General features: G+C 60.5%; 11 protein-coding genes. 2 read left to right on the top strand and 9 right to left on the bottom strand.

What is annotated here, in order from left to right:
• Window positions 1–8: 8 nt before the first annotated feature.
• From ACZ89R_RS05945 to tssB, 9 genes are all read right to left on the bottom strand, one after another.
• Window positions 9–2,018 (bottom strand): type VI secretion system Vgr family protein, encoded by a 2,010-nt coding sequence (locus tag ACZ89R_RS05945; protein WP_429546385.1) that lies wholly within the window; start codon window positions 2,016–2,018, stop codon window positions 9–11.
• A gap of 33 nt (window positions 2,019–2,051) precedes the next feature.
• On the bottom strand, window positions 2,052–2,633 hold the full coding sequence (locus ACZ89R_RS05940) for a hypothetical protein (protein WP_429546386.1): 582 nt from the start codon (window positions 2,631–2,633) through the stop codon (window positions 2,052–2,054).
• A 1,024-nt stretch (window positions 2,634–3,657) separates the two neighbouring features.
• Window positions 3,658–6,201: a type VI secretion system ATPase TssH gene (tssH, locus tag ACZ89R_RS05935; RefSeq protein WP_429546387.1), complete on the bottom strand. Its 2,544-nt coding sequence runs from the start codon at window positions 6,199–6,201 to the stop codon at window positions 3,658–3,660.
• Window positions 6,202–6,203: 2 nt separating this feature from the next.
• A complete protein-coding gene (gene tssG, locus ACZ89R_RS05930) occupies window positions 6,204–7,229 on the bottom strand; it encodes a type VI secretion system baseplate subunit TssG (RefSeq protein ID WP_429546388.1) in 1,026 nt (341 codons plus the stop codon).
• Entirely contained in the window at window positions 7,193–8,986 is a 1,794-nt protein-coding gene (tssF, locus tag ACZ89R_RS05925) for a type VI secretion system baseplate subunit TssF (RefSeq protein ID WP_429546389.1), read from the bottom strand. The genes tssG and tssF overlap by 37 nt, the downstream gene beginning before the upstream one ends.
• Entirely contained in the window at window positions 8,970–9,413 is a 444-nt protein-coding gene (gene tssE / locus ACZ89R_RS05920) for a type VI secretion system baseplate subunit TssE (RefSeq protein ID WP_429546390.1), read from the bottom strand. The genes tssF and tssE overlap by 17 nt, the downstream gene beginning before the upstream one ends.
• Before the next feature lie 15 nt (window positions 9,414–9,428).
• Window positions 9,429–9,926, bottom strand: coding sequence for an Hcp family type VI secretion system effector (locus ACZ89R_RS05915; RefSeq protein WP_007906301.1), 498 nt, complete (start codon window positions 9,924–9,926; stop codon window positions 9,429–9,431).
• 173 nt (window positions 9,927–10,099) lie between these two features.
• The gene (tssC, locus tag ACZ89R_RS05910) at window positions 10,100–11,587 is read right to left on the bottom strand and encodes a type VI secretion system contractile sheath large subunit (RefSeq protein ID WP_008067879.1); all 1,488 of its coding nucleotides are present in this window, start codon (window positions 11,585–11,587) and stop codon (window positions 10,100–10,102) included.
• A gap of 28 nt (window positions 11,588–11,615) precedes the next feature.
• The gene (tssB, locus tag ACZ89R_RS05905; protein WP_007906307.1) at window positions 11,616–12,164 is read right to left on the bottom strand and encodes a type VI secretion system contractile sheath small subunit; all 549 of its coding nucleotides are present in this window, start codon (window positions 12,162–12,164) and stop codon (window positions 11,616–11,618) included.
• A gap of 228 nt (window positions 12,165–12,392) precedes the next feature.
• On the opposite strand from tssB, the gene ACZ89R_RS05900 reads away from it, so the two are divergent.
• A complete protein-coding gene (locus ACZ89R_RS05900) occupies window positions 12,393–12,842 on the top strand; it encodes a type VI secretion protein (protein ID WP_429546391.1) in 450 nt (149 codons plus the stop codon).
• Between the two features lie 189 nt (window positions 12,843–13,031).
• Window positions 13,032–14,363 carry a type VI secretion system baseplate subunit TssK gene (tssK, locus tag ACZ89R_RS05895; RefSeq protein ID WP_429546392.1) on the top strand — a complete coding sequence of 444 codons (1,332 nt, stop codon included), beginning with the start codon at window positions 13,032–13,034 and terminating at the stop codon, window positions 14,361–14,363.

Genomic DNA, 14,363 nt, shown 5'->3' with positions numbered 1-14,363 from the left:
TCTCCTTGTCAGTTGACTTGCACCAGACCACCCTTGATCGTCAGCATGCCGCCACCGTCCACGGTCTGCGAAGCGGCGCCTTTGTTGGTCAGGCTGATCCCGGCATCGTTGGTCATGGTCGTGCCGGCCTTGTTCTCCAACGAGGTCCCCGCTTGATTGCTCAGGGACGTACCGGCCTTCTGGCTGATCGAGGTGCTGGCCTGGGCCGCCAGATCAGCGCCACTCTTGATCGCAAAACTGCCGCCGCTTTGCAGGGTCAGGGTGCCGGTCACCTTGATCGTCAGGTTGCCGTCCACCGTCAGGCTGTAATCGCCGGTGACTTTGTGCGTGTAGTTGCCACCGGTGCTGTGGGTCTGGTCCGCGCCCACGGTCACCGTGCGACTGTCCTTCACATCGAGATTGTCACTGCCAGTCTGGATGGTCACGCTGCGTTTGCCTTTCTCCAGGGTCACGGTCTCGTCGCCTTCCTTCACCGTGCGCGTACGGGCGTTCTGTACGGTCAGGGTTTCGTCATGACCCACCGTGGCAGTGGTGTCGTTGAGCACGTTGATCTTCAGATCTTTCTGTGCCTGGAGAAACACTTCTTCGGCGTCCTTCTTGTCCTCGAATCGCAGCTCGTTGAAACCGCCACCGCCCTTGGACGATTGGGTCTTGATCCCGGACTGGGTCTGATTCGCTGGCAGTGCATAGGGCAGGGCGTTGTCACCGTTGTAGACGCAACCCGTCACCAGCGGTCGATCGGGATCGCCATCAATAAACGTCACGATCACTTCCTGGCCGATCCGTGGCACGAACTGCATGCCAAAACCCTTGCCGCTCCAGGGCAACACCACCCGTACCCAGCAGGAACTGGCTTCGTCGTTCTTGCCGTTGCGATCCCACGGGAACTGCAACTTGATCCGGCCGTATTCGTCGGTCCAGATTTCCTCGCCGGACTTGCCGACGACGATGGCGGTTTGGGTGTGCATTCGCGGCTTCGGTGTGGTTCTCACCGGGCGAAAAGGTGTGGTCTTGGGGATGGCTTCGAAGCGATTGCGATAACTGTCATGGCTGGCTTCGTGAGTCACCGCCGTTACAACCCAATCGATATTCAACGTCGAATCGTCATGACCGGCGAGGGTGAACCAGTGCCCCGGCACCAACCAGCGGCAGTCGCTTTCGCCGACAAAACGTTTCTCCTGACTGCGCAAACCGTCGACCCGCTGCTTGGTCAGCGCATCGCCGCGCGCTTTGGCGTTGTAGCTACCGGGGTGCTCGTACATCGACCGTGGCCCGGCGACTGCTTCGGCCTGGCTGTAGAGCGAGGTGGTCGGGGTGGTGAACTCGTAATCCGTCGCCTGATACACCCCGGCCACCGCCTGTACGCAGACCTGGCCGGAGCGAATGCCGTGCAGTTCTCGCTCACCCAACTGCTGGCCGAGATAGTTCACCTTGGGTCCATTGGGGATTGGCACAAACGCATCGTTGCTGTCACCCAGTACCAGCGTGTGTTTGCTGTCCTCGTGGGTGAAAAACCAGAAAATCCCTTCCTCTTCCAGCAACCGTGAAACGAAGGCGAAATCGGTTTCGCCGTACTGCACGCAGTATTCGCGCGGGGCGTAAGTGCCGGTGAGTGAGAGCTTGAAGTCGGTGAAGGCGTGAGCCTTGAAAATCGTGGCGACGATGTCCGAAGTGCTGAGGTTCTGGAACACGCGATTGTTGCTGGCCAGGGCCAGCCACCACAGCCATGGTCTTAAAACAAGCTGATAGCGCTCGGCGGTGGCATCGGCTGGGAGTTGGCGGATTTCGGCCACCAATGCATCGAGAGGGCGGGTTTGGGCGTCGTTGTGCAGGGTGGTGGTGACGTGGGTGGCGACGGCGGTGGTCAGGGTGAGGGAGGCGCCGTCGTTGAGGCCATTCAGGATCTGCGAACCCAGAGCGTTCAGGGTTTCTTCGCCGGACAGCGACTCAGGATAAAGCGCCGACAGCGAAGCGGCGGTAAGGGAGAGGCTGGTATTGCTGTCGGTGGTGCGGGGCATTGAATGGCCTCAGGTGGTGGGTGAGGGAAAGGCTTACCACTTGAACGTGCCGCCTTTGGCATGGATTGAAGCCTGGTTATCACTGACCCACGCATCCATGTCGCGGTCTTGTCCATAGTCGTAGCTGTACATCAATACCGAATTTGCGACATAGGGGGCGAGTTGCGGTCCACAAAGCTGACAGGGGCTGAGTTCGATATAGATACGGGTGACGAAGTTGCTGTAATCACCGTCCGGAAGGGCGACGCTATTGATCGCCTGGACCAATGCACTGATTTCCGCATGCCCGCGCAGGGTCGTGACGACTTTCTTGGTCGTGGTGGTGTAGTTGCCGAGAAGATCCAGCTTCAATGCGCTGTCACCGAATTTGTACATCAATACGCCACGCGCGGCGTCGAAATGTTCGACCACTGCGAAACAGGTTCCATGAGACGCTCCCGACCCGGCCAGGGCGCGGCGGGTTGAAGAGGATTCATGGCAAATACTGGCCAGATCGGGAATGGTCCCGCCGTTCGTGGCCTGGTTGGCCGCCAGCCAAGTGGCGTATAAAGGGTTTGCGCCTGTCATTGCCACATTGCCGCCTGAGTAACGACCGACTTTATGTACTTCAGTCATGTCAATCTCCTATTGAAAGCCCCGGCCAGTTCATTCCGTCAGTTTGCCTGTCACTTGTGTCGTCAACACATTCTTATAGGAAAGAGATAAACTTATTTGTACGGTAATAATAAATTTATCCATTTTTTCTGTGCTTTTTTCTATGGTGTGGGGCATCGAGTACCTAGTGGGTAGATTAGTCTATTGGCTGTTTTATGTGTTGTCGAACAAGTAATATAAATGCTCTTAGGGTTTCCGATGATAGGAAGTCGGAATATCCTTCTGCTGAACTGTCTATGCTTATATCGGGGTGCTGCTCTCTAAGGCGCTGAAGTATCCAGGCAGCAGCAATTCCTCTCGTTAAGAATTGAGGAGGGCGCTCATTCAAGTTGATCGTCAATATTCTTCCTGTTGTTTCGCGATATGCTGCGGATCGTGCCAAGCTGGGTGGTAGTACGGCCGTGGGGTCGTACGTAAATCCTGTTGCGTAGTAAAAAAAATAGGGGATGCCGTTACTTTCCAAATTTACTAAGTGTGTGAAAATTGCTGAATCGAGGTCCAACTTCCAATGTGATTCTTCGGAAGCCTCTCGGGCGCAAGTGACATGTGTATTGTCATCATCGTCGTTCCCGCCAAATGCCATAGGGAATCCAGCGCCCCACATCCGATGACGAGAATTGTAGGGGTTTATCAAGGATTTTACTCCTAGGTAAACCTCTCCGTCTTTTATTGGAAATACATAGCATTTCATTTTTTTATCCTGAAGGTGTATTTCTTGAAGAAAGGGGCATTTATTTTCGCGCTACCCGCCCAGGGCGATTGATCATGTCAATCTACCCATAGGCCCCTATAGCACAACCAGTAGGCAGTAAAGGCGGGTGCCATGGAGTCCTGGTTTTGTGGGATTGAGTCCGCCCATAGCCGCAGGTCAGCGCGGTGGTTATTAATCTGCTCGGCCAGTTGTACGGTTGTAAATTTCATATAAACGCTCCTTGAACACTACAGTCGTTACATTGCCCTAAGAACAGGGCGGGTTCATCTTCTATTACTCCAACACCCACTCCGCCAACTTCCCCGTCACCTGCGTCATCAACACATTCTCTACATCCCTCGCTCCCGCCGCACTGCACTTGGCCAACACCGCCTGCACAATCCCGGTATCAAACTCAAACTGTTTCCCGGTCGCAGCCTTGTAGCGTCCGCGCAATTTCTCCAGTTTCGCCAGCACAATGCCTTCCAGCGTCACCTCATCCAGAGGCCGATACGCCACCACCGTCATGCGCGCCAGAAACGCTGGTCGAAACGCTTTCAGCAGCACTTTGTGCAACGCTTCATTGAAGGCATCGGTGCCCAGTTGCGCGACCGGTGTATCGAGCAGCAACTCAGCGCCAACGTTGCTGGTGGCGAGCATCACGGTGTTTTTGAAATCCACCACCAATCCGGTGCCGTCTTCCATCACGCCTTTGTCGAAGACGTTGTAGAAGGCTTCGAGCACATCCGGATGGGCTTTTTCGATTTCATCCAGCAGCACCACCGAATAAGGTTTGCGCCGCACCGCTTCGGTGAGTACGCCACCGCTGCCGTAACCGACGTAGCCGGGCGGGGCGCCTTTGAGTTGGCTGACGGTGTGGGCTTCCTGGTATTCGGAGAGATTGATGCTGATCAGGTTGCGTTCGCCGCCGTAGAGCGCGTCAGCCAACGCATAAGCGGTTTCGGTTTTGCCCACGCCCGTGGGGCCGACCAGCAGGAATACGCCGACTGGTTTTTGCGGGTCGGTGAGGCCGGCGCGGTAGGCTTGCAGGCGTTGGGCGATGGTGTTCAGCGCGGTGCTTTGGCCCATGACCCGCAGGCCCATGCGCTGGCCGAGGGTGCGCACGGCGTGGGCTTCGTCGGCGAGCATTTTGCCCACCGGGATACCGGTCCAGCCGGCGATCACGGCGGCCACGGTTTTCGCGTCGACCTGTTCCGGCACCAGCGGATCGTCCTGGCGAATGGCATCCAGACCGGCCTCGAGTCGTACCAGCTCGGCGGCCAGATGATCGATGCGGCTGTCGGTGGCTTCGTCCGGTTTGTCGTTGTCGGCGCGCTCGCTCAAGGTGAGTAACTCGCGGCGGGTTTCCAGCAGTTCGCGCACGGCGATCCGTTCTTCGTTCCAGCGGATTTCCAGATCGCGAATGGCTTGCACGTTCCCGACGGATTCGGTTTCCAGCAGGGTGATGCGTTCCCGATGATCGAGCCCGGTGGCTTGTTCGCGACGCAGGCGTTCGACTTCATCCTTGAGGCTGTTCTGGCGATGGCGCAGGCTTTCCAGCGGTGGCGGCACGTCGTGCTGGCCGAGGGCGACCCGGGCGCAGGCGGTGTCGAGCACACTGATGGCCTTGTCCGGCAACTGACGTCCGGAGATGTAGCGGTGGGACAGTTTCACCGCTTCGTGAATCGCCGCGTCCAGCACCTGCACGCCGTGGTGCTGTTCCAGTTTCGCGGCCACGCCACGGAGCATTTCCACGGCGGTGGTTTCGTCCGGCTCCTCGACTTGCACCAACTGAAAACGCCGGGCGAGGGCCGGGTCTTTCTCGAAGTATTTTTTGTACTCGAGCCAGGTCGTGGCGGCGAGGGTGCGCAACTCGCCACGGGCCAGCGCCGGCTTGAGCAGGTTGGCCGCGTCGCTGCCGCCTTCCGCGCCGCCAGCGCCAATCAGGGTATGGGCTTCGTCGATGAATAGAATGATCGGTTTGTCGGCGCTGCGCACCGCGTCAATCACGCCTTTGAGCCGCTGTTCGAACTCGCCTTTGACCCCGGCGCCGGCCTGCAACAAACCGAGGTCGAGCACCCGCAGACTGACTTCCTGCAACGACGGCGGTACATCGCCAGCAGCAATGCGCAGGGCCAGGCCTTCGACCACGGCTGTCTTGCCCACGCCCGGCGCGCCGACCAGGATCGGGTTGTTCTGCCGACGCCTGAGCAGGATGTCGATGCACTGGCGAATCTCGCCGTCGCGCCCGACGATGGGGTCGATGCGCCCGGCGTGGGCGTCGGCGGTCAGGTCCTGGGTGAACTGATCGAGCACCGAATCCTGTTTCGGCTGCGGCTTGCCGGCATTGACAGGCCGCGTGCCGCCGACGTGTTCGCGAGAGTTTTCGGTCCACTCCAGCAGGTTGCTGCGCAAGGCTTCCCGCGGAATTTTCAACAGCGACGAGGCGCTATTGAGCAGCAGGCTGCGGCGTTCATCGCGGTCGAGCAAGGCCAGCAGCAGCAAGCCGGAACGGATGCTGTCGAGACCGAGCACACTGGCCTGAACCACCGCGTCTTCGAGCAGGCCGATGGTTTGCGCCGAGAGCGCCGGGGTGCGGGTGCTGCCGGATTTGAACAGTTCCAGGGCCTTGTTGATTTCCGCCGTCAGGGCATCGCGCTCCAGGCCGAAGCGCGGCAGCAGCCGGGCGAAGTCACCGCCCTCGATGTCCAGCAACTCCAGCAGCAGGTGCTCGATTTCGACGTAATGATGACCCCGTTGCAGGCAGCGTTGCGCGGCCCGTTCGAGGGCGCGGCGGTTGTCCGGGTTGAGGCGTCCGATCAGGCTGGCCAGTTCCATGTTCAGGTGATCTCCAGCTGACGAAGGCGGGTTTCGATCTGTTGCACGGCGAGGCTGGTCTGGCGTTGCAGGCCGCCGTTCCAACTGAGCAAAGGCGGGGCCTGGCGACCGAGTTTTATCGGGCTGGCACCGCGCACCAACAGCACCAGCGTGCAATCCAGATCGGGGCCGAAATACAGCGCGCTGAGGCTGGCCAGTGCCGGATGGGATTCACCGTCCGGCAGAAACCGCGCCGCCTGCGCCGAGGTCAGCGGGCCGAGGGTCAGGCGGATGCCGGCGTGTTCATCCCAGACCCGGGTGCCGGCCACGGCGCTGTGGCCCAGTTGCAGGTTGCGGCCTCCCGGTTGCAGGCGGCTGCGACTGGCCGGGGGGATGTCCCGCCAGGCACCTTCATAGGCGCTGAGTGCGACCGGCAGTTCGAAGTGCTCGCGCACGATCGCGGCGAAGCCGGCGAGGGAGCGACGACCGTCGGCAAACAGCGCGCTGCATGCCAGTACGGCGGAATCGGGAACGGCCTGACGTTCCTGCAAGGCTTTGGGCAACAACCCGGTCAGCGCCCGCAGTTGCGCCTGCACCGGGGACGCGCCGGGGGCCGTGAAGCCGACGGCAATCCGGTGTTTGCGCATCACCTTGTACAGCAGGCTGAGCAAGCGATGCTGGAACAGGTCGAGGAATTCGGCCGGTGCATGGTCCTTGGCGCGAGCCCGTTGTTGCAGCCATTCCTGATAGGCGTAGGGCAGGGGGCCGTCGGGCCCGCCGAGGCCAAACACCGGAGTGCTGAGCGTCGGTTGCTGACCGGGTTCCTGGGTCAGGCTTTCGATTTCGCTGGCGGAGAAAATCGCCGTCAACGGCCCGCGCAGACGCAGGGCTTCCGCTTGAGGCGCGGTGCCGCTGCCAAGGGATTCGGCTTGCGGGTGTTCACGCTCCAGCAGCAGCAACGCCTGCAATAACTCGAACGCCTGCGGGTCGCGCCGCAGCTTCTGGCTCAGGCTCAGAGGGACAGCGGCATGCCGGCTTGGGGTTGCCATGTCTTGACCTCCTTGTCTGACTGGACCAGGACCGTGCGCACAAAGCGATTGGCCGTGGCATAGAGTGAAAAGAACTGCGCCAGCACCGCTGAAAACAACACGGCGCTGCTGCCGACGAAATGCTGCGGATCGAGTTGCAGCTGAACCTCCAGCCCATTGCGCCAGCCGCGCCACGCGTCTTCGCCGACATGGGCGATCACTCGTTCGCAGCCAAGACTGATCAAACCTTCGATCTGCCGCAGGGCGCTGGCCTCGTCACGCAGGTTGTGCAACTGGAGGATTTCCTTGAGGGCATCCAGCGCCTGCGGCCCCTCGACCAGCGACAAATGATTGAGGGTCAGTTGCGACACCAACCGCCAACGGGATTCGCCGTCCAGTCGTGGCAAACTCTGCGGGCTGGGAGGGTTGCGCAGACGAGCCCAGGCCACTGGCCCCGTTCGTTCGAAACCCAGTGGCGTACCGGCCGGCAAGCTCTGGGCCAAGTGTCGGTTGGTACACAGCAGTTCGGCGGTGAGGCTGTATTCGGTGGCCTCGGACAATGGATCGAGTCGGGTGTCCACCAGGCTCACCATCAGGTCGGTGCCCAGACGATTCGGGGTCATGCCACTGACCCGTCGTGCGTGCCAGTAGCATTGCTTTTCACCACCGATGTGCTGGCCGCCGTAATAGGCGGGAACGCGCAGCACACCCTGACTGGAACTGGCGCGCATCGCCCGGATGCTGTGGATCTCGACGCTGTTTTCCCGGTGGCTGTCGGCGACCAGTCGGTACTCGCTGCGGGTGCCGTCGGGGCGCAGGGGCTCCGAGGTTCGTGGGAACAGATTGATCACCGGCGCACAGCCCAAGGCGAAGTCGCTGGCTTGAAGGTGCAGACGGTTGGCCGGGGCGCGGTTGAAGACGATGTACAGGTACAGCGTCTGGCTGTCGCTGGTGGCACCGGCCAACGGGATATCGAAGAAATTGAATTTGTCCGGGAAGGCAAAGTACTCGGCGAGCAGGCGCATGCCCGGATGCACGCCGTCCTCGTCCGGCAACAGCACTTCGTCGCTGGCGAAACCGACGATATCTGGCAGCCCCGCCAACACTTTAGGCACGCTGCCGATGGGGCCGGCCAGCACCTTCACAGCGTGGGCGCCGAGCAGGTCATACAGGCAGGCGTTGATCACCGGGGAGGCGGCGAGGTGCACGCGCAACTGTTTGATCGCCAACTCCGACCACTGGCTTTCACCGAGGCAACGCAGGCTCAGGCGCAGGGCCGAGCGCGCTTGCGCAACACCGGTCAGAGCCTGTGCTTCGTCGCTGCCCAGCAACAGCGCTTCATTGATTTCCAGCGGCCACAATCGAACCGCGGCGCTGGTGCGAAAATGGATGCTTTCGCCTTTGCTGGTGGTGACGAACAGCGGCGTGTCCCTGGGCAACGGGTATCCGCCGGCGAGGTTGCCTTTGCTCGGATCCGGCTCGAACTGCACGATTGCGCAGGACGGTAATGGCCGCATGGCCAACGGGTAAAGCTGTTCGAGCAAGGCGTCGCTGAATTCGGCGTAGTCGTCGTCGAGCCGTCGTTGCAGGCGTGCCGCGAGTAAGGCGAAACCTTCGAGCAGGCGTTCGACATGCGGGTCGGGGCATTCACCGGGGGACAGCTCCAAGCGTCTGGCGACCTTGGGATAACGCTCGGCGAAAAGGCTCCCGGCGTGTCGCAGCCAGGTCAGTTCGCGCTGGTAGTAATCGAGCAGTTGCGGGTCAATCGAGTCGCTCATGACGCACCTCAAGGCCATCGCCGGCCTTCTCGATGACAAATGCCACGGGCCAGTGCTGCTGGCCGCTGCGTAACTCGCCCAGTAGCCGAATGCTCAGTTGCTGCGGATGGCCGGGGACCGGATTGACCTGAACCTCGCCCAGTTGCAGGCGCGGTTCGAAGTGGGTGATGGCCTCGCGGACTTCCCGTGCCAACTGACGACGGTCATCGCTGCGCTGCTGTTGCAAGGCAGTCCAGTCAGCGATGCCGTAGTCGAGAATGCTCGGCGGGGAGGTCAGTGGACGTTGGCCGCGTCGGGTATTGAACAGGCGCAGCAACTCCGTGTGCACCGAGTCGAGCAACCCCTGGTGATCGAACACCTGCACGGTGTCGACCTCGCTTGCGGCGAGGCGCTCGAACAACGGTGGGAGAATGCCCGTGCCTGCCATGGCCGACGCGTCCGCTTACTTGACGAGCTTGTTGGCGGCCATGTCCCAGGTCGAGGCGGCCGTGCCTTCCTTGGTGCCGTCGTCTTTCTGGGCGGTGAGTTCCCACTTGATCTTGGTGAAGTTCAGCGACAGGGTTTCCACCGGTTTGCCACCCGTACCGCCACTGACACTGACGTTGGACAGCACGACGTTGGTCAGGGTGTAGATGATGAATGGCATCAGCTGACCACTGCCTTCGGCGGCGTTGCGACCGATGGTGATTTTGGCTTCCGGGATTGGTTTGCCGGCGCAGCAATACTCGTTGAGGGAGGGTGTCGAGCTGTCGACGAATTTGGTCAGGGTGAACTCGCCGATGTGCGGCTTGCCGGAGGTACGCTCCGAGTTGCTGACGTCGTTGGTCACCTGCATCGCCACGTTGTGGCTGTAGGACATGACCTCGATCTTGTCCTTGTAACCCTCGAGCAGGCTATCGCCTTTGATGTCGCCGCCGAGGTCGAGAATGATTGCATCCATCGCATGAAACTCCTGAAAGTTAATAGTAGGCCAATGCCCTGTAGGAGCTGCCGCAGGCTGCGATCTTTTGATCTTGATCTTCCATCCGATATCTCAATCAGCCGAAAAAGATCGCAGCCTCGTTACACTCGTCAGCTCCTACAGTCCAAGCGTCAAGCGCCTTGCCACAGCGGTCAGGCGGCTACCGGTGGCGGCAGGGTCGCGACCAGGCGGATCGATGCGGTCAGCTCTTCAAGCTGGAAGTGCGGCCGCAGGAACACCGTGGCCTTGTAGGCACCCGGTTTGCCGGCGACCTCGGTCACATCCACCCGGGCTTCACGCAACGGGTACTGCGCCTTGATCTCTTGCGGCGCGTTGTCGTTGATCAGCACGTAGTCGGCGATCCAGTTGTTGAGGTAGGTCTGCACGTTGTCGCGGGTCATGAAGCTGCCGACCTTGTCGCGCATGATCACCTTCAGGTAGTGGGCGAAACGCGAGGCCGCGAGCACATACGGCAACATCGCCGAGATCCGCGCGTTGGCGTTCGCCTCATTGGTGTTGTAGAGCTTGGACTTGTTGGTGGTCTGGCCGCCGAAGAACACCGCCACATCGCTGTTTTTCTTGTGGCACAGAGCGATGAAACCGAGGTCGTTGAGTTCTTTTTCGCGACGGTCGGTGATCGCCACTTCGGTCGGGCATTTGAGCGACAGATCGCCAGAGGTGGTGCGGAAGGTATGGGCCGGCAGGCCTTCCACCGCACCACCGCCTTCGGCACCGCGAATCGCCGCGCACCAGCCGTACTTGGCGAAGGCTTCGGTGATTCGTTGCGACAAGGCCCACGCAGCATTGCCCCACAGGTATTTGCCGTGGTCGCTGCCGTTGACGTCTTCGACGTAGTTGATGCCTTCCACCGGTGACGTGTCTGGGCCGTAGGGCAGACGCAGCAGGAAGTGCGGCAGCACCAGCGACACATAACGCGAGTCTTCGCTTTCGCGGAACGAGCGCCACTTGATCAGCTCCTGGCTCTCGAAGACTTTCGACAGGTCACGGGGCACGGCCAGTTCGGTAAAGCTGTTCATGTCGAACAACCGGGGGCTGGCGGCAGCAATGAACGGCGCGTGAGCGGCTGCGGCAACGTTCGAGAGTTTCTCCAGCAGGCCGATGTCTTGCGGGTGCCGGCCGAAGGTGTAGTCACCCACCAGCAGGCTGAACGGGTGGCCGCCAAAGGTGCCGTATTCTTCTTCGTAGATCTTCTTGAACAGCGCGCTCTGGTCGAACTCGACGGCTTTTTCCAGGTCGTTCTGCAGCTCTTTCTGGGTCACGTTGAGCAACCGCAGTTTCAGCCGGGAACTGGTCTCGGTGTTTTTCACCAGCAGGTGCAGGCCGCGCCAGGAGGCTTCGAGTTTTTGCAGGTCCGGGTGGTGCAACACTTCGTTGAGCTGAGCGCTGATCAGTTCGTCGATCTGGCTGATGCGGTCGTTGATCATCGCCACGGTGTCCTTGTCGATGGCCATGCCTTCGTCGAGTACCTGGGTGGCGAATTCCGCGAGCATGTCGCGGGCGTAATCTTGCTGGCTGTCGTCATGGGCCATGCGGCCTTTGGCGATTATTTCATCGAGCAGAGACAAGGTCTGGGCGGTACTGTCGCTGGCTTGGCTCTGGGCGGCGGATGAGGCGGGCATGGCAAATTCTCCCTAAGTGGATGAACGATCAGGCTTGCGGTTCGGCCGGTACTTCTGCATCGCCTGCGGGGGCGGGGGCGGCGGTTTCCGGGCGGGCAGACTTGATCTCTTGCAGTCCCTCGGTGTTGGCGATGACGTCACGCAACAGCTTGTCCAGATCATCGTTGCCATCGAGCTTGGTTAGCAGATCGCGCAGACGCTGACGGGCTTCGAACAGACGCCGCAGCGGGGTCACTTGCTCGACCACCTTGACTGGGTCGAAGTCGTCGATGTGTTTGAAGTTGAGCTCGATGTTGAGTTTGCTGTCGTCGCCGCTGAGGGTGTTGGTGACCTGCAAGGTGGCGCGCGGGCCGATCGAGGCGAGCACTTCGTTGAAGTTATCGCGGTCGATTTCGGTGAAGCGCCGTTCATTCAATTTCGGGAGTGGCTCCAGAGGCTTGCCGGAGAGGTCGGCAAGAATGCCGACCACCAATGGCAATTCTTTCTTCTCGATGGCGTTGCCGATTTCGACGTCGTAGGTGATTTGCACCCGGGGCGGGCGAACCCTGTCGAGCTTGTGCTGAGTACTTTCTGCCATGGTGGCTGACTCCGATGCATGAGGCGGGTGCAATGCATCGGGAGGCCCGTTTCATCGCATTCCCTTACTGGACCGTAGGTTAGAAAGGGAGGGCAGAGGACCTGTCATTCCTTTGACGAACCTTCCACATTCGTCGTGCTGACCGAACTACCCAAGACGCTAGAACAGGTCTATAAAAAAGCAAACAAAAAGCATTTTTGGACTGTATCGAGAAAAGGAAAATTCATTTTGTATGCACGTTTTTTTTCTTTGGTTCTGCTCCTGTCACTCGCCGGGTGTTCGTTGTTCGGACCTCGTGTCGACCTCGATAACCTGACGCTGGACGTCGCGCCCCGCGCCAACGATGACACGCCGATCGCGGTGGACTTCATTGCGGTGAACGACCCGGACCTGCTCAAGCAGTTGTCGGGCATCACCGCCCGGCAGTGGTTCGCCGAACGCGAGCAGTTCCAGCGTGACTACCGACAGCTGATGACGGTCTGGGGACTGGAGCTGGTGCCCGGTCAATTCATCGACAAACAACCCTTCCCGCTGGAGGGTAAGCGGGCGGCTGGACTTTTAGTCTTCGCCAGCTATAACACTCCCGGAGCACACCGGTTACGACTGGACGATCAGAGCAACGCCTGGCTCAAGTTCGACAGTCGCGAGATGACGCTGGTCAGCGACCACCCGAACTGAACACAGAGGTTAAGGTGCGCAAACTTGTGGGAGCGAGCCTGCTCGCGATGACGGCGGTACATTCAGCTTCAATGTTGGTTGACCCACTGCTATCGCGAGCAGGCTCGCTCCCACAGGGATTGCGGTGTTCAAGTCCGGGCCAGGCCGCCCATGTTTTGTGCGGCAATAAGAGATGTCGAAGGGAGTCGTATGAGTCTGCTACCTGACGCGGTTTGCTGGCATGAGGGCATGCAGCTATTGCCCCAGCATTTTCAGTTGCAAGGGCTGCGGGCCGAGGCGCTGGTGGCGCATTTCGCCCAGGCCTGTAATCCGTGGTTCTGGGGCGTGACCCGCGTTGAGTTCGATCCCTCGGCACTGAGCGCGGGGCTGGTACGACTGATCAATTTACAAGCGACCTTGCCGGACGGTTTGCCGGTCAATCTGCAGGCCGGTGTGGGGCCGATGCTGGAGCTCGACGTCAGTGAAGCGATCGACGCCACGGACAACGCCACCGTCACCGTGTACCTGGCGATCAGTCCGCTGTGGCGCGCCGGGCAGTTGCTGCCGCTCAAGGGCCGATTGCAATCGGTGGTCGGCGATGCGTTGCCGGACCTCACGAGCGGCGAGTACCCCGAATCGATCACGGTCTGGCGTCCGAATCCGCGCTTGTGCACACAACTGAACAAGGCGGATTCCGTCTGCCTGCCACTGCTGAGAATTCGCAAGGAGGGCGGCGGCTTTCTCCAATTGCCGTACACCCCGCCGACGCCGTGCCTGTTGCCCGAGTCGGTAGTGGGGCGGCGCGTGGCGGGGCTGTGTGCCAGGGCGCGGGAGAAATGCATGTTCCTCGCCGGTCGTTTGCGCCAGGCGCAGCAGGCTGGCAATCAGGACGACGCGCTGGAAATTCGTCGCCAGTTGACGGCGCTCTGGGCGCGGCTGCCGGAAGTCGAAGGCCTGCTGAACAGTCGAGTGGCGACGCCTCAGGCGCTGTATGGCTTGCTGCTCGGGCTGGCCGGCGCCTGGTCGTCGCTCGATCCATTGGCCGGTGTTCCGGCGTTCGCACCGCTGGACTTTCTTGAGTTGCAGCGCGGCTATGAAGCGGTGCTCGACTGGCTTGAAAAGACACTCGAACTGATCCGTGCCGGATATCGCAGCCTGGCGTTCGAACGCAGTGAACAAACCTTCTCGATTCAATTGCCCGACGATCAGCCGAGCCAACGGCTGGTCATCGGTTTGCGCATGCCCAACGGTGCCAGCGAGCAGGCCGCGAGCGAATGGTTGCGCGGGGCGATCATTGCGTCGCAGCCGCACATCGCATTGCTCAGTCGTCAGCGCATGAGCGGTTTGTCCCATCAGGCCATGAGTCGCAATGAACAAGTGGCCTACAGCGTCGGCGACGATACGCGTTTGTTTGTGGTGACGGCCGAAGGCCAATGGTTCGACGGGCAGTTGCCGTTGCTGATTGCCGCACCGGCTTCCAGGCTGGCCAGCAGTCCATGGCAAGTGGTGTTGTTTGTCGCCCAGGCGAGTGAAAGTGCTTGA

It is taken from the genome of Pseudomonas sp. TE3728 (assembly GCF_056279145.1).
This window is presented reverse-complemented; position numbering and strand designations above follow the sequence as displayed.

What these genes read in the sequence shown, in the direction of transcription:
- ACZ89R_RS05945 (WP_429546385.1), bottom strand. Translation starts at nt 2,018, where the DNA reads ATGCCCCGCACCACCGACAGCAATACCAGCCTCTCCCTTACCGCCGCT.
- ACZ89R_RS05940 (WP_429546386.1), bottom strand. Translation starts at nt 2,633, where the DNA reads ATGACTGAAGTACATAAAGTCGGTCGTTACTCAGGCGGCAATGTGGCA.
- tssH (WP_429546387.1), bottom strand. Translation starts at nt 6,201, where the DNA reads ATGGAACTGGCCAGCCTGATCGGACGCCTCAACCCGGACAACCGCCGC.
- tssG (WP_429546388.1), bottom strand. Translation starts at nt 7,229, where the DNA reads ATGGCAACCCCAAGCCGGCATGCCGCTGTCCCTCTGAGCCTGAGCCAG.
- tssF (WP_429546389.1), bottom strand. Translation starts at nt 8,986, where the DNA reads ATGAGCGACTCGATTGACCCGCAACTGCTCGATTACTACCAGCGCGAA.
- tssE (WP_429546390.1), bottom strand. Translation starts at nt 9,413, where the DNA reads ATGGCAGGCACGGGCATTCTCCCACCGTTGTTCGAGCGCCTCGCCGCA.
- ACZ89R_RS05915 (WP_007906301.1), bottom strand. Translation starts at nt 9,926, where the DNA reads ATGGATGCAATCATTCTCGACCTCGGCGGCGACATCAAAGGCGATAGC.
- tssC (WP_008067879.1), bottom strand. Translation starts at nt 11,587, where the DNA reads ATGCCCGCCTCATCCGCCGCCCAGAGCCAAGCCAGCGACAGTACCGCC.
- tssB (WP_007906307.1), bottom strand. Translation starts at nt 12,164, where the DNA reads ATGGCAGAAAGTACTCAGCACAAGCTCGACAGGGTTCGCCCGCCCCGG.
- tssK (WP_429546392.1), top strand. Translation starts at nt 13,032, where the DNA reads ATGAGTCTGCTACCTGACGCGGTTTGCTGGCATGAGGGCATGCAGCTA.